Annotated in this window: 18 protein-coding genes and 1 pseudogene; 2 read left to right on the top strand and 17 right to left on the bottom strand. The window is 56.2% G+C overall.

Annotation, left to right across the window (positions count from 1 at the left end; translation table 11 throughout):
* Positions 1-106, top strand: a pseudogene (locus tag C1Y42_RS17690) (IS110 family transposase); the annotation flags it as partial.
* 274 nt (positions 107-380) lie between these two features.
* On the opposite strand, the gene accA reads toward C1Y42_RS17690, so the two are convergent.
* From accA to rpsB, 17 genes are all read right to left on the bottom strand, one after another.
* The gene (gene accA / locus C1Y42_RS17685) at positions 381-1,340 is read right to left on the bottom strand and encodes an acetyl-CoA carboxylase carboxyl transferase subunit alpha (RefSeq protein WP_021507476.1); all 960 of its coding nucleotides are present in this window, start codon (positions 1,338-1,340) and stop codon (positions 381-383) included.
* Between the two features lie 12 nt (positions 1,341-1,352).
* Positions 1,353-4,835: a DNA polymerase III subunit alpha gene (gene dnaE / locus C1Y42_RS17680; protein ID WP_058759534.1), complete on the bottom strand. Its 3,483-nt coding sequence runs from the start codon at positions 4,833-4,835 to the stop codon at positions 1,353-1,355.
* 31 nt (positions 4,836-4,866) lie between these two features.
* Positions 4,867-5,493 (bottom strand): ribonuclease HII, encoded by a 627-nt coding sequence (gene rnhB, locus C1Y42_RS17675; RefSeq protein ID WP_058759533.1) that lies wholly within the window; start codon positions 5,491-5,493, stop codon positions 4,867-4,869.
* Positions 5,486-6,634, bottom strand: a complete 1,149-nt coding sequence (gene lpxB / locus C1Y42_RS17670) for a lipid-A-disaccharide synthase (protein WP_104094031.1) — start codon at positions 6,632-6,634, stop codon at positions 5,486-5,488. The genes rnhB and lpxB overlap by 8 nt, the downstream gene beginning before the upstream one ends.
* A 3-nt stretch (positions 6,635-6,637) precedes the next feature.
* On the bottom strand, positions 6,638-7,426 hold the full coding sequence (lpxA, locus tag C1Y42_RS17665) for an acyl-ACP--UDP-N-acetylglucosamine O-acyltransferase (protein ID WP_021507480.1): 789 nt from the start codon (positions 7,424-7,426) through the stop codon (positions 6,638-6,640).
* Between the two features lie 3 nt (positions 7,427-7,429).
* Positions 7,430-7,885 (bottom strand): 3-hydroxyacyl-ACP dehydratase FabZ, encoded by a 456-nt coding sequence (gene fabZ / locus C1Y42_RS17660; protein WP_013507953.1) that lies wholly within the window; start codon positions 7,883-7,885, stop codon positions 7,430-7,432.
* A 194-nt stretch (positions 7,886-8,079) separates the two neighbouring features.
* Positions 8,080-9,105: a UDP-3-O-(3-hydroxymyristoyl)glucosamine N-acyltransferase gene (gene lpxD / locus C1Y42_RS17655; protein ID WP_104094030.1), complete on the bottom strand. Its 1,026-nt coding sequence runs from the start codon at positions 9,103-9,105 to the stop codon at positions 8,080-8,082.
* 3 nt (positions 9,106-9,108) lie between these two features.
* Positions 9,109-9,606 carry a molecular chaperone Skp gene (skp, locus tag C1Y42_RS17650; protein ID WP_021507482.1) on the bottom strand — a complete coding sequence of 166 codons (498 nt, stop codon included), beginning with the start codon at positions 9,604-9,606 and terminating at the stop codon, positions 9,109-9,111.
* 113 nt (positions 9,607-9,719) lie between these two features.
* Entirely contained in the window at positions 9,720-12,131 is a 2,412-nt protein-coding gene (gene bamA, locus C1Y42_RS17645; RefSeq protein ID WP_021507483.1) for an outer membrane protein assembly factor BamA, read from the bottom strand.
* A 51-nt stretch (positions 12,132-12,182) separates the two neighbouring features.
* Positions 12,183-13,532 carry a sigma E protease regulator RseP gene (gene rseP / locus C1Y42_RS17640; RefSeq protein WP_058759530.1) on the bottom strand — a complete coding sequence of 450 codons (1,350 nt, stop codon included), beginning with the start codon at positions 13,530-13,532 and terminating at the stop codon, positions 12,183-12,185.
* Between the two features lie 12 nt (positions 13,533-13,544).
* Positions 13,545-14,402 (bottom strand): phosphatidate cytidylyltransferase, encoded by an 858-nt coding sequence (cdsA, locus tag C1Y42_RS17635; RefSeq protein WP_010616187.1) that lies wholly within the window; start codon positions 14,400-14,402, stop codon positions 13,545-13,547.
* Between the two features lie 18 nt (positions 14,403-14,420).
* On the bottom strand, positions 14,421-15,173 hold the full coding sequence (ispU, locus tag C1Y42_RS17630; protein WP_058759529.1) for a (2E,6E)-farnesyl-diphosphate-specific ditrans,polycis-undecaprenyl-diphosphate synthase: 753 nt from the start codon (positions 15,171-15,173) through the stop codon (positions 14,421-14,423).
* Between the two features lie 165 nt (positions 15,174-15,338).
* The gene (gene ispC, locus C1Y42_RS17625) at positions 15,339-16,541 is read right to left on the bottom strand and encodes a 1-deoxy-D-xylulose-5-phosphate reductoisomerase (RefSeq protein ID WP_021507487.1); all 1,203 of its coding nucleotides are present in this window, start codon (positions 16,539-16,541) and stop codon (positions 15,339-15,341) included.
* Positions 16,542-16,656: 115 nt separating this feature from the next.
* A complete protein-coding gene (gene frr / locus C1Y42_RS17620) occupies positions 16,657-17,214 on the bottom strand; it encodes a ribosome recycling factor (protein ID WP_021507488.1) in 558 nt (185 codons plus the stop codon).
* A 148-nt stretch (positions 17,215-17,362) separates the two neighbouring features.
* Positions 17,363-18,088, bottom strand: a complete 726-nt coding sequence (gene pyrH / locus C1Y42_RS17615; protein ID WP_010616191.1) for a UMP kinase — start codon at positions 18,086-18,088, stop codon at positions 17,363-17,365.
* Between the two features lie 153 nt (positions 18,089-18,241).
* Positions 18,242-19,093, bottom strand: a complete 852-nt coding sequence (tsf, locus tag C1Y42_RS17610; protein WP_058759527.1) for a translation elongation factor Ts — start codon at positions 19,091-19,093, stop codon at positions 18,242-18,244.
* Positions 19,094-19,273: 180 nt separating this feature from the next.
* The gene (rpsB, locus tag C1Y42_RS17605) at positions 19,274-19,993 is read right to left on the bottom strand and encodes a 30S ribosomal protein S2 (protein WP_031279692.1); all 720 of its coding nucleotides are present in this window, start codon (positions 19,991-19,993) and stop codon (positions 19,274-19,276) included.
* A 317-nt stretch (positions 19,994-20,310) separates the two neighbouring features.
* Here rpsB and map point away from each other — a divergent pair, with 317 nt between their 5' ends.
* Complete coding sequence (gene map, locus C1Y42_RS17600; RefSeq protein WP_021507491.1) at positions 20,311-21,105, top strand: type I methionyl aminopeptidase; 795 nt, start codon at positions 20,311-20,313, stop codon at positions 21,103-21,105.
* The last annotated feature ends 1 nt before the right edge of the window (position 21,106 follow it).

Raw genomic sequence — 21,106 nt, 5'->3', positions numbered from 1 at the left:
GGGAAAAGTCGTGGTGTGCGCGGCGATGAAGAAGCTGCTGCAGCTGGCTTATGGCGTGCTGAAATCGGGTCGTCCGTTCGATGCCGAAATATGTCTTGCCAGGTAACCGGCAAGACGGTATCTACAGGATTACTGCCCGGTTTTTCCCAGGGTGCGCATTGATGCGCACCGGTATAAATGGCGCACCTGCCGGGTAACTGCACGGTTTTATCAGGTCGCCATAAATGGTGCCCCTGCAGGATCATTGTCGGTATTTTGTAGGGTGCGCATTAATGCGCACCGCCATAAATGGCAACCCAGCGGAGAACTCAAGCCTGATCGCGGAAAACAGGCATAAAAAAAGCGGACCGGGGTCCGCTTCTGTGAAGGCTTTTCGGCGCTTACGCGTAGCCGTAGCTCATCAGACGCTGATAGCGGCGGTTAAGCAGCTCTTCCGTGCTCAGCACATCGAGATCGGCCAGATCGGCCAGCAGCTGCTGCTTGAGCGCTGCCGCCATGTCCACCGGATGACGGTGCGCGCCGCCCAGCGGTTCCGGGATGATCGAATCGATCAGCTTCAGCTCTTTCAGACGCCCGGCGGTGATGCCCATCGCTTCTGCGGCCAGTGGCGCTTTGTCGGCGCTCTTCCACAGAATTGACGCACAGCCTTCCGGTGAGATCACCGAATAGGTGCTGTACTGCAGCATATTCACTTTATCGCCAACGCCAATCGCCAGCGCGCCGCCGGAGCCGCCTTCGCCGATCACGGTACAGATCACCGGGATCTTCAGGCCTGACATCTCGCGCAGGTTGCGGGCAATCGCTTCAGACTGACCGCGCTCTTCCGCGCCCACGCCCGGATAGGCACCCGGCGTGTCGATGAAGGTGATCAGTGGCATCTTAAAGCGCTCGGCCATCTCCATCAGACGCAGTGCTTTACGGTAGCCCTCGGGTGCTGGCATACCGAAGTTACGCCGGATTTTCTCTTTGGTTTCGCGGCCTTTCTGATGGCCAATGACCATCACCGGACGCCCATCCAGACGAGCGATGCCGCCGACAATGGCTTTATCATCGGCATAGGCGCGATCACCGGCCAGCTCGTCAAAATCGTCAAACGCATTGCGGACATAGTCCAGCGTATAAGGACGCAGCGGATGGCGCGCCAGCTGCGCAACCTGCCATGCACCCAAATCGGAGAAGATTTTACGGGTCAGCTCGACGCTTTTCTCGCGCAGACGCTGCACTTCTTCATCCAGATTAATATCGTGTTTCTCATCCGAACGACCAATCGATTTCAGCGAGTCGATTTTCGCTTCCAGTTCAGCGATTGGCTGTTCAAAATCCAGGTAATTAAGACTCATAATGTTCCTGTTTTAGTCAAACTCCAGTTCCACCTGCTCCGACCCTACTAACGACCGCAAATCGTTGAGTAAACGATCGCTGGGCGAAATACGCCACGCTGCACCAAAGCGCAGCTTCGCCCGCGCATCTGCTCTCTGATAATAGAGATGCACCGGAATGGTCCCGGAGCGATGAGGCTCCAGAGACTGGCGGAGACGGTTTAAAAGCTGGTCATCAATTTGCCTGTCCGTCAGCGAGATAGCAAGTCCGCGCGCGTATTTTTCCCGCGCTTCGTCGATGTCCATGACTTCCCGGGCGGTCATTTTAAGCCCACCGCTAAAGTCATCAAAGCTGACCTGTCCACTGACGATCAGGATACGGTCCTTCTCCAGCAGCTGCTGGTATTTATCTAACGCATCGGTAAATAACATCACCTCAAGACGGCCAGAGCGGTCGTCAAGAGTACAGATACCAATTCGGTTGCCGCGCTTGGTGACCATGACGCGGGCGGCAATCACCAGCCCGGCCGCAACGGTCACTTTACCACGTTCTGTTGGATGCATGTCTTTCAGGCGCATGCCGCCAACGTAGCGCTCAATTTCTTTCAGATACTGATTGATCGGATGGCCAGTGAGATACAGACCGAGCGTCTCACGCTCGCCATCCAGCTGCACCTGTTCCGGCCACGGCGTTATGGCCGCGTAAGATTGCTCAACCTGCTCGGGCTCTTCGGCCAGCACGCCGAACATATCCGCCTGTCCCGTCGCTTCGGCTTTGGCATGCTGATCCGCCGCCTTCAGGGCGTCACCCAGCGCGCTCATCAGCGCCGCGCGGTGCGGGCCAAGACGATCGAACGCGCCGGACATGATCAGTTTTTCCATCACGCGACGGTTGATCTTTTTAGTGTCGGTGCGCGCGCAGAGATCAAACAGCTCTTTAAAGTAGCCGCCCTGATTACGCGCTTCGAGGATCGCTTCAATCGGCCCCTCACCCACGCCTTTGATAGCGCCGATGCCGTACACGATCTCCCCGTCATCGTTGACGTGGAACGGATAGAGCCCGGAGTTAATGTCTGGCGGCAGCACTTTCAGCCCCATGCGCCAGCACTCATCCACCAGTCCAACCACCTTCTCAGTGTTATCCATATCGGCGGTCATCACCGCCGCCATGAACTCGGCCGGATAGTGCGCTTTCAGCCACAGCGTCTGATAGGAGACCAGCGCATAAGCAGCAGAGTGCGACTTGTTAAAGCCGTAGCCTGCGAACTTCTCCACCAGATCGAAGATTTTCATCGACAGTTCGCCGTTGATGCCCATCTTCTCAGCACCGTCCTGGAACACCGAACGCTGCTTGGCCATCTCCTCCGGTTTCTTTTTACCCATGGCACGACGCAGCATATCCGCGCCGCCCAGCGTATAGCCGGACAACACCTGGGCAATCTGCATCACCTGTTCCTGATAGAGGATGATGCCATAGGTCGGCTCCAGCACCGGCTTCAGGCTCTCATGCTGCCACTGAATATCCGGGTAAGAGATGGCTTCACGGCCGTGCTTACGGTCAATAAAGTTATCGACCATGCCCGACTGCAGCGGCCCCGGACGGAACAGCGCCACCAGTGCGATCATATCTTCGAAGCAGTCCGGCTTCAGGCGCTTGATCAGATCTTTCATGCCGCGCGATTCAAGCTGGAACACCGCGGTGGTTTCCGAGCGTTGCAGCATGTCGAAGCTTTTTTTGTCATCCAGCGGGATGGCGGCAATATCGATCGGCGGTAACCCCTGCTTTTCACGCCGCGGGTTAATCATCTTCAGCGCCCAGTCGATGATGGTCAGCGTGCGCAGGCCGAGGAAGTCAAACTTCACCAGTCCGGCGTATTCCACGTCGTTTTTATCGAACTGGGTGACCGGGAACTGGCCGTTCTCATCGCAGTACAGCGGCGCAAAATCGGTGATTTTGGTCGGCGCAATGACCACGCCACCGGCGTGCTTGCCAGCGTTACGCGTGACCCCTTCCAGCTTGCGCGCCATATCGATCAGCGCTTTGACCTCTTCGTCAGCTTCGTAGATCTCCGGCAGCTGCGGTTCCGCCTGGAACGCTTTTTCCAGCGTCATGCCGGGATCCGGCGGGATCAGTTTTGAGATGCGATCAACAAAGCCGTACGGATGCCCCAGCACCCGGCCGACGTCGCGAATCACCGCTTTCGCCGCCATGGTACCAAAGGTGATGATCTGCGACACCGCATCGCGGCCGTACATCTCAGCCACGTGATCGATCACCTGGTCACGTTTTTCCATGCAGAAGTCGACGTCGAAGTCGGGCATCGAGACACGTTCCGGGTTAAGGAAACGTTCGAACAGCAGGTCAAACTCCAGCGGATCGAGATCGGTAATTTTCAGCGCGTAGGCCACCAGCGAACCGGCGCCGGAACCACGCCCCGGCCCGACCGGAATGCCGTTGTCCTTCGACCACTGGATAAACTCCATCACGATCAGGAAGTAGCCGGGGAAACCCATCTGGTTAATGACGTTGAGCTCGATGTCGAGACGCTCGTCATACTCCGGCCGGCGTTCAGCACGCACCTGCTCATCCGGGAAGAGAAACGCCAGGCGCTCCTCCAGCCCTTCGCGCGACTTCATCACCAGAAAATCTTCGGTCGACATGTCGCCGGTCGGGAATTGCGGCAGGAAATATTCGCCGAGGCGCACCGTGACGTTACAACGCTTAGCAATCTCTACGCTGTTTTCCAGCGCTTCCGGGATGTCCGAGAACAGCTCGCACATCTCCTCTTCGCTGCGCATATATTGCTGAGGACTGTAGTTGCGCGGACGTTTAGGATCGTCCAGCGTGTAGCCGTCGTGAATCGCCACGCGGATTTCATGGGCATCAAAATCTTCTTCGTTGAGGAAGCAGACTTCATTGGTGGCCACCACCGGCACCGATTCAGCAATCGCCAGCTCAACCGCGGCGTGCAGATAGGCCTCTTCATCTGGCCGGCCGGTACGCGTCAGTTCCAGATAGTAGCGGTTAGGGAAATGCTGCTGATAGAAACTCAGGCACTGCGCCACCAGCGCGTTATTGCCGCGCAGCAGGCTGCGACCGACGTCGCCGCGCCGTCCGCCCGACAGCAGAATCAACCCTTCGCCCAGCTCCAGGAGCCAGTCGCGATCGATAATCGGTCCGGCGATACCGTAACCGCGCTGGTAAGCGCGCGAAATCAGCAGCGTCAGATTCTGGTAACCGGTGTTATTAGCCGCCAGCACGGTGAGCTGCGTCAGCTCATCGCCCATCAAATCGCTGGCCACCTGGAAGTCAGCCCCGACGATCGGTTTGATACCGGCGCTGTGCGCGCTGCCATAAAAGCGCACCAGCCCGCACAGGTTGGTGTAGTCGGTGATGGCAATGGCTGGCATGCCGAGCGCGGCCGCCTTTTTTACCAGCGGCCCGGTCTTGGCCAGACCATCGACCATGGAGTAATCGCTGTGTACGCGCAGATGTATAAAACGAGGTTCAGCCATATCAGTTTCCGGTTAAAACAGCGTCAGGCTATTAAAGCGTAGTCGGCTGGCGCGCGGCCAGCACATCAGCATCAATCAGGGCGTTACGCACCGGCGCAAAGCTGCGGCGGTGGTGAGGTGTGGCACCAAACTGCGTCAGTTTTTCCATGTGCAGCGCGGTCGGATAGCCTTTGTGCTGGGCGAAACCGTACTGCGGAAACAGCAGGTCCAGCTCGGCCATTTCACGGTCGCGCGTGACTTTGGCGATGATCGAGGCGGCGCTGATTTCCCGCACCAGACTATCGCCCTTCACCACTGCCTGCGACGGCATCGGCAGCGCCGGACAGCGGTTGCCATCAATCAGGACAAAATCCGGTGCAATATGCAGACCGGCAACCGCGCGCTGCATCGCCAGCATGGTGGCGTGCAGGATGTTCAGCTGATCAATCTCTTCCGGTTCAGCGCGGCCCAGGCTCCACGCCAGCGCTTTCTCTTTGATTTCATCAAACAGCGCAAGGCGGCGCTTTTCAGACAGCTTTTTGGAATCCGCCAGGCCGGCAATCGGCCGCGCCGGATCGAGGATCACGGCGGCGGTCACCACGGCACCGACCAGCGGGCCACGTCCGACTTCATCAACGCCGGCAATCAGCCGGGCGTCAGGATAGATAAATTCAGCCATTGGCAATCTCCAGTACCGCATCCGCCGCCTGTTCGTCAGCGTTCCAGCGAATCTGCTGATGCAATTGGGTGAAAGTGGCCAGCAGCGCGTCACGCTCCGGACCGGCATGCAACAGCGGCTCCAGCGCCGCGGCTAACGCAGCAGGCTGGCACTCCTCCTGCAGCAGCTCCTGCACCAGCTCACGGCCGGCCAGCAGGTTAGGCAGCGAAACGTACGGGGTTTTCACCAGCCGCTTCGCCAGCCAGAAGGTGAACGGCTTCATACGATAGCCCACCACCATCGGGCATTTCGCCAGCATGCACTCCAGCGCTGCAGTGCCGGAAGCCAGAATCGCTGCGTCGCTGGCGATCATCGCCTGACGCCCTTTGCCATCCAGCAGATGCATCGGCAATTCCGGCGCGACGCTGGCTTTAATCTGTTCGAACTGAGTGCGCCGCTTCGCGTTAACCAGCGGCACTACGATCTCCAGCGCCGGATAGCGCTGGCGCAGCAGCTGTGCAGCGCGCAGGAAATCGGCGCTGAGCATCTCCACTTCCGCGCCACGGCTGCCCGGCAGCAGGCCAAGGCACAGCGCATCGTCAGCGATGCCTAATTCACGCCGCGCGGCCAGTTTGTCCGGCTGCAGCGGCATCGCATCGGCCATGGTGTGCCCGATGAAGCGACACGGCACGTTGTAGCGATCGTAAAACGCTTTTTCAAAAGGCAGAAACGCCAGCACCAGATCGGTGTTACGGCCAATTTTGAACACGCGCTTTTGTCGCCAGGCCCACACGGAGGGACTGACATAATGAATGGTGCGAATGCCGGCACGCTTGAGGTTGCCTTCCAGCGTGATGTTGAAATCCGGGGCATCGATGCCGACGAAGACATCCGGCCGCAGCTCGGTAAAGCGCTGGGTTAAATCCTTGCGGATGTGCAGCAAACGGCGCAGGCGGCCAAGCACCTCAACGATGCCCATTACCGCCAGCTCTTCCATCTCGTACCAGGCTTCGCAGCCTTCGGCCTGCATCAGCGGACCGGCAACGCCAACGAAGCGCGCGTCAGGATGGCGCGCTTTGAGCGCACGAATCAATCCGGCACCAAGAATATCGCCGGAGGTTTCTCCGGCGACCAGGGCAATCGTTAAGGGACGCACTGACATGAATTAACGAATCAATCCACGGGTAGAACGGGCAAAGAAGTCGTAGAAAGGCTGCACTTCGCTATGAAGTTTAGCCAGTTCTTCAATCTCCGGCTTCACTTCATCCAGCGTTTTACCGCTGCGGTACAGCAGCTTGTACGCGTTACGAATGGCGTGCAGTGCTTCTTTGCTGAATCCACGACGCTTCAGGCCTTCGATATTGACACCGAACGGCGTGGCATGGTTGCCCTGCGCAATCACGTACGGCGGCACGTCCTGCGCGACGCCGGAACAACCGCCTACCATCACGTGGGCACCAATGGTGCACCACTGGTGCACCGCCGTCACGCCGCCGATGATGGCAAAATCATCCACGGTAACGTGGCCGCCCAGCGTTACGTTGTTGGCCAGAATACAGCGATTGCCGATCACGCAGTCATGGGCAATGTGCGCGTTGACCATCAGCAGGTTGTCGCTGCCGACTTTGGTCAGGCCGCCACCCTGCGTGGTGCCACGATGAATGGTGACGCTCTCGCGGATGCGGTTGCGATCGCCGACTTCAACGCGGGTCGGTTCACCGGCATATTTCAGATCCTGATTCACTTCGCCAATCGAAACGAACTGGTAGATCTGGTTATCTTTACCGATACGCGTGTGGCCATTCACCACCACGTGCGATTTCAGCACCGTGCCTTCGCCAATTTCCACGTTCGCTCCGACAACACAAAACGGACCGATTTGGACGTTGGCGCCGATCACCGCACCTTCTTCAATGATGGACGTTGGATGGATGCTGGCGGTTGAATCAATCACTAATTATGCCTCCCGGCTACGGGCACACATCATGGTCGCTTCACAGACAATCTTACCGTCTACGGTTGCCACGCCTTTGAAGCGCGTCAGGCCACGGCGGGTCTTCTCGAAGGTGACTTCCATGATCATCTGGTCGCCCGGCACTACCGGACGCTTAAAACGGGCTTCGTCGATACCGGCGAAATAGTACAGCTCGCCCGGTTCCAGTTTTCCAACGCTTTTAAACGCCAGAATACCGGTCGCCTGCGCCATCGCTTCCAGGATCAGAACGCCTGGGAAAATCGGTTTACCAGGGAAGTGTCCCTGGAAAAACGGTTCATTAACAGAAACGTTCTTTACCGCACGCAGATATTTATGCTCTTCAAATTCCAGCACGCGGTCAACCAGCAAAAACGGGTAGCGGTGCGGCAGCAGTTCTAAAATCTCTTCAATTTTCAGAGTATGCGTTTCAGTTGTCAAAATACTCTTCCTGTCCTAAAAAATCTGATGGCAACAATAACACGGCCTGCACCGATCAAAATGATCTTTCGCAGGCCGCAAATCAGTTCAGTGGCGTTTCGCTTACCATGATACCTGCTGCCGCACTCTGGTTAACCCCGAGGTGAAAGAAGGTACGCTGCTTTATTATGAAAGCGGGTAGAGCCGGGATGTGCTCAGTCGTCTTTGCCGACCTTGCGTTCGATGGCTTTTAAGCGTTTGCTCATGTCATCGATGTTCATCACCAGCGCTGCCGTTTTACGCCAGGTTTTGTTGGGTTGCAGCGGGATACCCGATGAGTATACCCCAGGCTCTGTGATGGGACGCATGACCATGCCCATGCCGGTTACCGTCACTTTGTCACAGATTTCCATATGGCCGTTAATGACGCTGGCTCCGCCAATCATACAGTAACGCCCAATCTTCAGACTACCCGCCATGATCACACCACCGGCAACCGCGGTGTTATCACCAATCACGACGTTGTGCGCAATCTGACACTGGTTGTCTATGATAACACCATTGCCGATCAGAGTGTTATCCAGCGCACCGCGATCGATCGTGGTACAGGCACCAATTTCTACCCGATCGCCAATCACCACGGTGCCCAGCTGAGGAATTTTCACCCAGTTGCCGCGGTCGTTAGCATAACCGAAACCATCGGCACCAATCACGGTGCCAGACTGAATCAGACAATCCTGACCAATCTGAGTTTCATGATAAACCGTAACGTTGGCCCACAGACGGGAACCACGGCCAATGCGCGTGCGCTTGCCGACAAAGCAGCCGGCGCCAATCACCACGTCATCACCCAGCTCAACGCCGGACTCGATGACCGCGTTAGCGCCCACCGAGACATTGTTCCCCAGCTTCGCGCTCGGATCGATCACGGCGCTGGGCGCGATATTTTGCGCGGGCTGCGGCGTGGTGTCCAGCAGTTGTGCCATACGGGCATAAGTCAGGTAAGGGTTTTTCACCACCAGCGCGGCGGTTTTACACCACTCCAGATCCGCTTCCGTCAGCACCACGGCTGAGGCCTGAACCTGTGCGAGCTGCTCGCGGTAGCGGCTGTTGGCAAGAAAAGTGATTTGACCAGGGGTGGCGGATTGCATAGAAGCAATGCCGGAGATGGCGATATCGCCATCTCCGTGCAATTCTGCATCCAACTGCTGGGCTAAATCAGCCAGTCGAATTGATGACATCGATTATTTAACCTGTTTCAGCACGTCAGCAGTAATGTCTTTCGCGTTAGAAGCATAGGCAACGGCATTGGCGTCGATTACCACGTCATACCCTTCGCTGTCCGCCACTTTCTTCACTGCGTCCTGAATACGGCTCAGCAGTTTGTTACGCTCTTCCATCTGACGACGGCGGTTATCCTGATCGAAAGCCTGCGCTTTCGTCGAGAACGCTTCGCGCTGTGACATGATGTCTTTTTCCATGCGGCTGCGGTCGCTGGCCTTCATGGTTGAACCATCACGCTGCAGTTTCTGCATTTTAGTCTGCAGATCGCGCTCCTGGCTCTGCAGCTCAGTGGCACGGCCCTTGAATTCGTTTTCCAGCTGTTTAGCAACGGTCGCACGTTGCGGTAACTGTTGGAAAATGCTGGACACGTTTACCACTGCAATTTTGTCAGCAGCCTGAACGCCCGCGGAAACCGCTAAAGCAAGACCCAGACCTGCGGCACACAACAACTTTTTCACTATAAACTCCTTACCATCAACGTTTGTGTCAGCGACACAGTGTTGGCATCGTCCGGCTCCCGTCTGGCGCCGGCGCGATGCCGTACTACGACTCTGCTTCCGTGCTCAGAACCTTACCAGGTTTTACCGATGTTAAACTGGAACTGTTCTGCTTTGTCTCCCTCGACTTTCTTCACTGGCTGTGCGTAGGAGAACACCAGTGGTCCAAGTGGCGACATCCACTGCAGCGCAAGACCGGCAGAGACGCGAATGTTGTTCGGGTCGCTGTAGTCCGGAATGCCTGCCGCGCGGGTTTCCGCGGTGTTCTGCCACTTGGTATCCCAGACGGTACCGGCATCCATAAATACCGAGGTACGTACTGAGTTTGCATATTTCTCGCTCAGGAACGGCGTTGGCGTAATCAGCTCAAGGCTGGCGATCGCCATGGCGTTACCGCCCACCGCATCGTCAGACTTACAGATGCCGTCCGGATCGGTCAGATTACAGCTCGACGAGCGATCGTTCAGGTAAGCGGCTTTCGGACCAATGGTGTTGGACTGGAAGCCACGCACGGTGCTGGAACCACCGGCGTAGAAGTTCTCATAGAATGGCATCTCTTTGCCACCGAGTCCGTCACCGTAGCCAACACGGCCACGACCCAGCACCACCCAGGTGCCATCACGGTTCAGCGGCACGTACTGCTGGGTGTCCAGCGTCGCTTTGTAGAACGAGTTATCAGAGCCCGGGATGGTCACTTTACCGTTCAGGTTGGTACGGTTACCGCGCGTCGGGAAGAAACCACGATCGAGCGTGTTGTACGTCCAGCCGTAGTTGAAGGTGAAGTCATCCGCAGAGAAATCACCGTCATCATTCAGCCCCTGATGACGACCCACCGAGTCAAGGTAACGCCACATCGCCACCTGCGGACGCATGTTGGACAGGTCGTTGTGCACATAACCTAAGCCGACGCGCAGCGTGTTATTTTCGTTAACCGGGAAGCCGAGCGTACCGTCCACACCGTAACTTTTGTTGGTGTAGTCGGAGAGATCAGCATCATCCGCTTTAAAGTCGTTGTAGAAGAGGCGGCCGCCGAGGCTCACACCGTCCACCGTGAAGTACGGATCGGTGAGTGAGAATTCTGCGTAAGTCTGGTAGTCGTTCTTGGTACCGCTGATGCCGACGGTATTACCGGTGCCGAGCCAGTTCTCCTGGGTCACGCCGACCTGGAAGCTGACGCCACTCTCCGTACCGTAACCCACACCAAAGTTGAAGGTACCGGTGTTACGCTCTTTAACTTTGTAAACCACGTCAACCTGGTCTGGCGAGCCCGGAACGCGCTGGGTATCAACGTCCACGGTTTCGAAGTAACCGGTACGGTTCAGGCGCTCTTTGCCCTGATCGACGAGGTCGCTGCCCAGCCATGCGCCTTCCATCTGACGCATTTCGCGGCGCAGTACGGCATCTTTCGAGGTGTCGTTACCTTCAAAACGCACTTTACGCACGTAGTAACGGTTACCGGCATCAACGTTGATGTGCAGCTTAACGGTTTTATCCGCATCGTTGATTTCCGGCTGCGTCACCACGCGAGGATAGGCGTAGCCATAACGGCCCAGCAGCTTCTTGATGTCATCTTCCATCTGGGTGACTTTGGTGCCGTTATACAGCTCACCGTTAGGAATCTGCGTCAGGTGCTCAATTTCCGCCGAGTGGCCCGCCATGCTGCCGTTGACGATCACGCCGGCAATCTTGTACTGATCGCCTTCGGTGATATTGACGGTGATGTAGATGCCTTTCTTGTCCGGCGTCAGGCTCACCTGCGTGGAATCAATATTGAAACGCGCATAACCGCGATCCAGATAGAAGCTGCGCAGGGTTTCGAGATCGCCCGCCAGTTTCTGCTTCTGGTATTTACGATCGCCCACCACGTTCCACCACGGCACTTCATCGCGCAGCTGGAAGCGGGAGATCAGTTCGTCTGAGCTGAACGCTTTGTTGCCGACAATGTTGATCTGCTGGATCTTGGCCGATACGCCTTCCTGGAAGACGAATTTCAGATCGACACGGTTACGCGGCAGCGGCGTCGCGATGGCTTTGACGCTGGCGGTATATTTACCGACGCTGTAGTAAAAGTCCTCCAGCCCCTTCTCGATGGAAGAGAGCGTGGTGCGGTCAAGCGCTTCGCCGACGCGCACACCGGAGGCCTCAAGGTTCTCCTTCAGCTGATCCTCTTTCACCGCTTTGTTACCGGAGAAGGTGATGCTGGCAATGGTCGGACGTTCCTTCACCTGAACAATCAGGGTGGTGCCGTCACGCAGAACCTGGACATCTTCAAAGTTACCGGTAGCGAACAGTGAGCGAATGGTGTTTCTGATGTCATCATCATTCACCGTATCACCGACGCGTACCGGCATGCTGAGCAGAGCCGCGCCGACGGCGACTCGCTGTAGACCTTCGAAATGAATGTCCTTCACTACGAAATCGTCTGCACCGTAAACGGTGGCGCTGCTAAACAGCAGCGACGCTATGAGCAACTTTTTCATCGCCATCGTTGTTATGCGTTTTCCTAACACATCCCGCGCCTGTCTGCGTTCCAGCGATTACAGGCGAGAGAAATCATTGAAAAGTGCAAGCCCCATTAAAAGCACCAGCAAAATTGAGCCGATGCGATAACTGAAGTCCTGAACTCGCTCGGACACCGGTCCACCTTTGATCTTTTCGATCGCCAGAAAGAGCAGATGTCCACCATCTAAAACCGGCAGAGGGAACAGATTGATGATCCCTAAGTTGACGCTAATCAGCGCGAGGAACATCAGGTAATAAATCACCCCATATTCAGCTGATAATCCGGCACCCTGCGCAATCGAAATTGGCCCGCTCAGGTTATTCAGCTTGACGTCCCCGGTTATCAACTTGCCCAGCATCGAAACCGTCAGCTTCATCAGTTGCCAGGTTTTGACACCGGCTTCACCAATCGCGGCGAAAGGTCCGTACTGTTTTACCGTTTTGTACTCATCCGGCAGCGGGATAACACGCGGGATCACCCCGGCAAAACCTTCCGCTGCGTTGCCCGGTTTCGCTTCCGGCGTTAGCGTCAGCGTTAACGGTTCACCGTTACGCTCAACCTCCAGCGCCATGTTTTTGCCGGGATTATCCCGAACCTGAGCCGCAAAAACCTGCCATTGCGTTAATGGCTGACCATCGACTTTAACGATCCTGTCGCCGGCTTGCAAACCGGCAGCACTTGCCGGTGAACGCGCCTGCACTTCTGCCAGCGTGGTTTCGATTTGCGGCCCGCGCGGTCGAATACCTAAAGCGACCACCGGGTCCTGTTTGTCCGGTTCAAATTGCCAGTCACGCAGATTGAGCTGTTTCTGCTGCGTCGCCTGCTGACCAAACTGTGACACGGTCAGCGTGGCGCTGCTGTCGCCGATTTTACCGATCAGCGCCAGGCGCACAGCATCCCAGTCAGGCGTTTCGATACCGTCAACCGCTTTAAGTTCCATGCCGGAGGTAATTTGCGCTTCTGCCGCGACGGAACCGCTCATAATTTCGCCGACCACCGGGCGAACACCCGGCACACCATGGATGAACACCACCCAGTAGGCAAACACGGCAAAGATGAAATTGGCGATGGGACCGGCGGCAATGATTGAGGCACGCTGCAGCACGGTTTTATTGTTGAAGGCCTGATGACGCAGCTCAGCGGGCACGCTCTCTACGCGCTCGTCGAGCATTTTGACGTAGCCACCGAGCGGAATCAGCGCGATCACGTATTCCGTGCCCTGGCGATCAGTGCGACGCCACAGGGCTTTGCCGAAACCGATCGAGAAGCGTTCTACTTTGACACCGCAGCGACGCGCCACCCAGAAGTGGCCGAACTCGTGCACCGTAATCAGCACGCCGAGCGCCACGATAAAGGCGACAAAACTCCAGAGTATGCTCAACATCGTCGCTTATCCTCAGAGGGTGCGGAACACCAGCAGCAGCAGGCAGGCAAATACCGGCACCGCGGCTGTCAGGCTATCAATGCGATCGAGGATACCACCGTGCCCCGGAATCAGGTTACCGCTGTCTTTGATACCGGCTTCACGTTTGAACATACTTTCCGTGAGATCGCCCAGCACGGAGGCCAGCGTGGCAATCACGGCGCAGATAATCAGCGTGCCCGGCGCCACCGATAGCGGGGCCAGCAGCGCAAACAGCCAGGCGATAATCGCCGATGACAGCAGTCCGCCAAAGAAGCCTTCCCAGGTTTTGCCCGGCGAGACTTTCGGCGCCAGCTTATGCTTGCCGAACAGACGACCAAACATGTAAGCACCGGAATCCGCGCCCCAGACGAGGAACATCACGAACAGCAGCCACCAGGCGCCGGCGAAATGGTCGGTGTCATAGTGATACTGGCGCAGCGCCATCATGCCCCAGAAGAACGGCACCACGGTCAGCACGCCAAACAGCAGGCGCAGCGGACGCGATGCGCGCCACAGCGCAGCGGAGGCCGGATAAAACAGCACGAGAAACAGCGCGACAATCCACCAGCCCAGCGAGGCCCAGAGCGAGCTCTCCATCTGGAACTGGTGCAGATTACGTTGATAGGGTTGCAGGGTGAACAGCATCACCGCCAGCAGCAGGCCGCATAGCACCGCCAGCCAGATACGCTGCTGACGCGTTGCCATCCCCGCCAGCTGCCCCCACTCCCAGGCGGCAAGCATGCAGATGATGATGGTGGTAATCGCAAAACCGGACAGCGGCAACCAAAACAGAGCAGCGATCACCAGCGGAATCAGAATAAACGCGGTGATCAGACGAGACTTCAGCAAAGGTTACCCCCAGGTTGCTCAGGCGCCGCCTGGTGCAGCGCCGCCATAGCGTCGCTCCCGCAGAGAGAATGCATTCAGTGCACCTTCAAAAACGTGTTCATCAAAATCAGGCCAGAGAACATCGGTAAACCAAAACTCAGCATAGGCGATCTGCCACAGCAGGAAGTTGCTGATCCGATGCTCTCCCCCGGTCCTTATCACTAAATCCACCGGCGCCAGCTCCTGCATACACAAATGCGGAGCCAGACTTTCTTCAGTTATCTGGTCAGGACGTAGCAGTCCTTCCTGAACCTGTTCAGCCAGTTTTTTTACACCCTGGATAATATCCCAACGGCCGCCATAGTTGGCAGCAATGTTGAGGGTGAGTCCATCATTTTGCTGAGTCAGTTCCTCGGCGCGGCGAATGCGTTCCTGAATGCGGTTATTGAAACGGCTGATATCACCAATAATGCGCAGACGCACATTGTGCTTGTGCAGGCTTTTGACTTCGCTGTCGAGCGCCCAGACAAACAATTCCATTAAGGCCGTCACTTCCTGTACCGGTCGGCTCCAGTTTTCACTGCTGAACGCATAGAGCGTGAGCGCTTCCAGCTTGTTGCTGACCGCAAAGCTGACGGCCCGGCGTACTGATTTTACCCCGGCTTTGTGGCCTGAAATACGCAGTTTGCCCTGATTTTTTGCCCAGCGACCATTACCATCCATAATGATGGCCACGTGACGTGGCGTGCAGTACGACCCGTCATCGATTGTATTGTGATTGTTGGACGACATAACGCGTAATAATTCCTTTCATCAGAAATGCTGTGGTTTCTGAATACATTGCGCCTGCGGCAAACGCCGGTAACCTCACCGGATGACATCGAAACAATGTCGGGCCGTAAAACGCGAGCGAGCGACTATACCATTTTCACCCTGAGCGAACAAATAGCGGCACCATCAACCGGCTAAACGAAAGCGCGGCAGCAACGCCGTAGCCCGCACGCGTGCGATCCGATCAATCTCCATCACGTCATCCACGCTGCCCGGCTCCTGACACTGCAGGGTTGCCAGCACTTCACTGTTGATGGCCGCGATATCGGTAAAGCGAATCTGATGCTGCAGAAATGCCGCTACCGCGACTTCATTGGCTGCGTTCAGCGTGGTGGTGGCCGCCTGTCCGGTTGCGCATGCATCGATTGCCAGCTTCAGGCAGGGATAGCGTGCGTAGTCCGGCTCAGCAAACGTCAGCGCCTTCATTCGGGTGAAATCAAGCGGCGTTACGCCTGCGGTAATACGTGCCGGCCAGGCCATGCTGTGGGCGATTGGCGTGCGCATATCGGGTGAACCCAGCTGTGCCAGCACGCTACCGTCGCAGTATCGCACCATGGAGTGAATCACCGACTGCGGATGCAGGATGACCTCCATTTGTGCGTCGGTGGCATTAAACAGCCAGCGGGCTTCAATGTATTCAAGACCTTTATTCATCATGGTGGCCGAATCAACGGAGATTTTACGCCCCATTGACCAGTTCGGATGCGCACAGGCCTGATCTGGCGTCATAGCAGCCAGCTCGGCTAATGGCGTGTCACGAAAAGGACCACCCGATCCCGTAAGGAGAATCGACTCGATGCCATTCTCCCGCAAATCAGCGTACCCCAACTGATGCTGTATGGAAGCGGGCAAACTCTGAAAAATGGCGTTGTGCTCGCTGTCGACCGGCAGCAGCTGCGCCTGATGCTGGCGTACCGCCTCCATAAACAAACGGCCGCATGTGACAAGCGATTCTTTATTGGCAAGCAGGACGGTTTTGCCGGCGCGAATGGCGGCCAGCGTCGGTTGTAAGCCGGAAGCGCCCACAATGGCGGCCATTACCTGATCGACCTCGTCCAGTGCGGCCAGTTCGCAGGCGGCCTGAACGCCGGAGAGCACTTCCGTATCGATGTTGAGTGCTTTCAGTCGTTCACGCAGCGCCGCAGCGGAAGCGTCGTCGGACATCGCCGCGTAGCGCGGTTTAAATTGCTGACACTGTTCGGCCATCAGCGCCACATTCTGACCAGCCACCAGCGCAGTTACCTGATAGCGTTCAGGATGCGCCGCCACTACCGCCAGCGTGCTGGTGCCAATTGAGCCGGTCGAACCCAGCAGAGTTAATCGCTTCATGGTGCTGTCCCTGTGAAGTCGTGGTGCGCGCCCGCGCGTACGCCGGGCACAATGTAAAACGCCGCCAGAGTCGTACTACGTCTCTGAACGGCGTTTTGTCAGGCAAATGACGGAATCAGAATTCCATCAGTTCCTTCTCTTTCTCGGCCAGCGCCGCATCAACGTGCTTGATGCGAACGTCGGTCATTTTCTGGATCTCGTCCTGCGAGCGACGTTCGTCGTCTTCGCTGATCTCTTTGTCTTTCAGCAGCGCCTTGATCTTGTCGTTCGCGTCACGGCGCACGTTGCGCACGGAAACACGGCCCTGCTCGGCTTCGCCACGCACAACCTTGATCAGATCTTTACGACGCTCTTCGGTCAGCGCAGGCAGTGGAACACGAATGTCGCTACCGGCTGAGCTTGGGTTGAGGCCGAGGTCAGAAGCCATGATGGCTTTCTCGACTGCCGGACCCATTGAGCGATCGAACACGTTGATTTTCAGCGTGCGTGAATCTTCAACGGTGACGCTGGCCAGCTGACGCAGCGGCGTTGGCGTACCGTAATATTCCACAACGATGCCGTCGAGCAGTGAAGGCGAAGCACGACCGGTGCGCACTTTGCTGATGGTGTTTTTGAATGCTTCCACGCATTTGTCCATGCGCGTTTCAGCATCTTTTTTAATATCGTTAATCACGTTGAAACCCTTGGATTCGGTTTGACCTGGCCACTTCCGGACGCAGCGGAACGGAAACGGTATCGATAAACATCGATCATCCTGAATGCTGCGCGACAGCAGTGCAGCGCGCCAACAGAATATACCTTATTTTATCCTGCGTCGGGTATTAATGCGTAATCAGGGTGCCTTCTTTTTCACCCATCACCACGCGACGCAGCGCGCCAGGCTTGTTCATATTGAAGACGCGGATCGGCAGTTGATGGTCGCGCGCCAGCGTAAAGGCGGCCAGATCCATCACTTTCAGCTCTTTTTCCAGCACTTCACCGTAGGTCAGCTGTTCGTACAGCGTGGCATCCGGATTTTTCACCGGGTCGGCTGAGTAGACGCCGTCGACCTTGGTAGCTTTCAGTACCACGTCCGCTTCGATTTCGATGCCGCGCAGGCAGGCCGCTGAGTCGGTGGTAAAGAACGGGTTGCCGGTACCGGCAGAGAAGATCACCACGCGGTTATTGCGCAGCAGGCTGATGGCTTCTGCCCAGCTGTAGTTATCACACACGCCGTTCAGCGGAATCGCCGACATCAGGCGCGCGTTGACGTACGCACGATGCAGTGCGTCACGCATTGCCAGGCCGTTCATCACGGTCGCCAGCATCCCCATGTGGTCGCCGACCACGCGGTTCATACCTGCCTGCGCCAGACCCGCGCCACGGAACAGGTTACCGCCACCAATTACCACACCCACCTGAATGCCCAGCTCAACCAGCTCTTTCACCTCTTGCGCCATACGGTCAAGCACGCTCGCGTCGATACCAAAACCTTCGGCACCCTGCAGTGCTTCGCCGCTCAGTTTCAGTAAGATACGTTGATATACAGGTTTTGCGTTGGTCGCCATGGTCAATTCTTCCTGGAAGATAAGATGAATGAGAAGTTAAATCTGATCGATCATCCGCTTAGCGCGTGAGAAAAGCTATTGGGATGAGACTGAAAATTGCTGCGCCAAAACGCAGACAAAAAAGAACCGCCTCTCGGCGGTTCCTGCAAACCATTAAGACTGTTTGGACATGGCAGCAACTTCGGCTGCAAAGTCAGATTCGACTTTCTCAATGCCTTCGCCCACTTCGAAGCGGATGAAGTTGATCACGTCAGCGCCTTTCTCTTTCAGCGCCTGGCCAACAGTTTTGCTCGGATCGATAACGAAAGCCTGACCGGTCAGAGAGACTTCGCCGGTGAATTTCTTCATACGGCCTTCAACCATCTTCTCTGCGATCTCTTTTGGCTTGCCAGACTGCATCGCGATGTCCAGCTGAACCTGGTACTCTTTCTCAACCACGTCAGCAGAAACGTCTTCTGGCTTCACGAACTCTGGCTTGCTGGCAGCAACGTGCATCGCAATCTGCTTGCTCAGCTCTTCATCAGCGCCGGTGGTAGAAACCAGTACGCCGATGCGCGCGCCGTGCAGATAGCCGTTCAGCTCAGCACCTTCGAGGACAGCAACACGACGGATGTTGATGTTCTCACCGATTTTCGCAACCAGTGCCACGCGCTCTTCTTCGAACTGCGCTTTCAGAACTTCCACATCAGTCACTTTACCGGCAGCAGCAGCGTCCAGCACTTTGTCAGCAAAGGCCTGGAAACCGGCATCTTTTGCCACGAAGTCAGTCTGGCAGTTCACTTCCAGAATCACGCCATAGTCGCCAGCGATTTTGGTTTTGATCACGCCGTCAGCAGCCACGTTGCCTGCTTTCTTAGCAGCTTTGATCGCACCAGACTTGCGCATGTTCTCGATCGCCAGCTCAATGTCGCCGTTCGCTTCGGTCAGCGCTTTTTTGCAGTCCATCATGCCTGCGCCAGTACGCTCGCGCAGTTCTTTTACCAGTGCAGCGGTAATTTCAGCCATTCCAGAATCCTCGATTCGTCTCGCAGTGCTTTCACACTGTCAGAAACTTGTTGCGGAAAATTTACTTGCCCCGCCAGCCCGAACAGGGTGCGTGACTAAGTGAGATAAATAAAGGGGCCTTCACGGCCCCTTAACAGATCACATCTGATGTCTAAGGGCTCTCAGAAAGAGCGAACCTTATTAAGCTTCAGCAGCTTCTTCAGCCTGCTCAGCCAGGTCCTGTGAACGGCCTTCGCGCACGGTAGTGGCAACGGCAGTCAGGTACAGGCTTACAGCACGGATCGCATCGTCGTTACCTGGGATAACGAAATCAACGCCGTCTGGATCAGAGTTAGTATCAACGATAGCAAATACCGGGATACCCAGGTTGTTTGCTTCTTTGATTGCGATGTGTTCGTGGTCAGCGTCAACAACGAACAGTGCATCCGGCAGACCGCCCATATCTTTGATACCGCCCAGGCTGTTTTCCAGCTTGGCCAGCTCACGAGCACGCATCAGTGCTTCTTTCTTGGTCAGTTTGTCGAAAGTACCGTCCTGAGACTGAGTTTCCAGATCTTTCAGGCGTTTGATTGACTGACGAACGGTTTTCCAGTTGGTCAGCATACCACCCAGCCAGCGGTGGTTAACGAAGAACTGGTCGCAGCTCAGTGCAGACTCTTTTACCGCTTCGGCAGCAGCGCGCTTGGTACCAACAAACAGAATCTTACCTTTACGGGAAGAGATCTTGTTCAGCTCAGCCAGGGCTTCGTTGAACATTGGTACGGTTTTCTCAAGGTTGATGATGTGAACTTTGTTACGCGCACCGAAAATGAATGGCTTCATTTTTGGGTTCCAGTAACGGGTCTGGTGACCGAAGTGAACACCAGCCTTGAGCATGTCGCGCATGGAAACAGTTGCCATGATTACCTCTAAAAGTTTGTTTGGGGTTGGGCCTCCATGTATCCCATACAACCGACCTCTTACGAGGCACCCCGGCGTACGTGTCGATACATGTGTGTTTTAGTACACATAATGAGATTTATGCGTTTCCTGCCCTCTCATACGAGGTGACAGAGAATCGTCGGCGCGCTTTATACCACAATGCGCAGGAATACGCCAACAGTTGTTAGCATGAGCGGCAGGCTGTAATCCCGATTTGGCAGCCCATTTGCTGACTGCTAACATGACTGCCACAGAACTCATTATTGTCGAAAATTGCGGCGATTGCGGATTATTTAATGGCCATTTCAATCAAAACCCCAGAAGAAATCGAAAAAATGCGCGTGGCGGGCCGTCTGGCTGCAGAAGTGCTGGAGATGATCGCTCCGCACGTCGTGCCAGGCGTCACCACCGGCGAGCTTGACCGTCTGTGCCACCAGCACATCACCGAAAAGCAGCAGGCCATTTCAGCCTGTCTCGGCTACCACGGTTTCCCGAAATCAGTGTGTATTTCGGTCAACGAAGTGGTATGTCACGGTATTCCCAGCGACGATCGCGTGCTGAAAGACGGGGATATCGTTAACGTCGACGTCACGGTGATCAAAGATGAATACCATGGCGATACGTCAAAGATGTTCATCGTCGGCAAACCGACGATTCAGGGCGAGCGCCTGTGCCGGGTTACGCAGGAGAGCCTGTACATTGCGCTGCGTCTGGTGAAGCCGGGCATTCGCCTGCGTGAACTGGGCCGGGCGATTCAGAAATACGTGGAAGCACAGGATTTTTCCGTGGTCCGCGAGTATTGCGGACACGGCATCGGTAAAGGCTTCCATGAAGAGCCGCAGGTGCTGCATTACGATGCCGACGACAGCGGCGTGGTGCTGCAGGCTGGCATGACATTTACCGTCGAACCGATGGTAAACGCCGGTGATTATCGCATCCGCACCATGAAAGATGGCTGGACGGTGAAAACCAAAGATCGCAGCTTGTCCGCACAGTACGAGCATACTATTGTGGTGACGGAAAACGGCTGTGAGATCCTGACGCTGCGCGCCGACGACACTATTCCAGCGGTGCTGGAAAACAACGCGTAAC

Origin of the sequence: Pantoea sp. ICBG 985, assembly GCF_002928365.1 — a bacterium.
In the GTDB taxonomy this organism is placed as follows: domain Bacteria; phylum Pseudomonadota; class Gammaproteobacteria; order Enterobacterales; family Enterobacteriaceae; genus Pantoea; species Pantoea dispersa.
Note: the sequence above shows the minus strand (reverse complement) of the source record. Positions and strands in the feature narration are given on the sequence as shown.

Bases quoted from the DNA above. Each gene is read 5' to 3' on its own strand.
- tsf (WP_058759527.1), bottom strand. From the start codon at position 19,093: ATGGCTGAAATTACCGCTGCACTGGTAAAAGAACTGCGCGAGCGTACT.
- rseP (WP_058759530.1), bottom strand. From the start codon at position 13,532: ATGTTGAGCATACTCTGGAGTTTTGTCGCCTTTATCGTGGCGCTCGGC.
- rnhB (WP_058759533.1), bottom strand. From the start codon at position 5,493: ATGGCTGAATTTATCTATCCTGACGCCCGGCTGATTGCCGGCGTTGAT.
- pyrH (WP_010616191.1), bottom strand. From the start codon at position 18,088: ATGGCGACCAACGCAAAACCTGTATATCAACGTATCTTACTGAAACTG.
- bamA (WP_021507483.1), bottom strand. From the start codon at position 12,131: ATGGCGATGAAAAAGTTGCTCATAGCGTCGCTGCTGTTTAGCAGCGCC.
- lpxB (WP_104094031.1), bottom strand. From the start codon at position 6,634: ATGTCAGTGCGTCCCTTAACGATTGCCCTGGTCGCCGGAGAAACCTCC.
- lpxD (WP_104094030.1), bottom strand. From the start codon at position 9,105: ATGTCATCAATTCGACTGGCTGATTTAGCCCAGCAGTTGGATGCAGAA.
- ispC (WP_021507487.1), bottom strand. From the start codon at position 16,541: ATGAAGCGATTAACTCTGCTGGGTTCGACCGGCTCAATTGGCACCAGC.
- map (WP_021507491.1), top strand. From the start codon at position 20,311: ATGGCCATTTCAATCAAAACCCCAGAAGAAATCGAAAAAATGCGCGTG.
- ispU (WP_058759529.1), bottom strand. From the start codon at position 15,173: ATGTCGTCCAACAATCACAATACAATCGATGACGGGTCGTACTGCACG.
- rpsB (WP_031279692.1), bottom strand. From the start codon at position 19,993: ATGGCAACTGTTTCCATGCGCGACATGCTCAAGGCTGGTGTTCACTTC.
- accA (WP_021507476.1), bottom strand. From the start codon at position 1,340: ATGAGTCTTAATTACCTGGATTTTGAACAGCCAATCGCTGAACTGGAA.
- dnaE (WP_058759534.1), bottom strand. From the start codon at position 4,835: ATGGCTGAACCTCGTTTTATACATCTGCGCGTACACAGCGATTACTCC.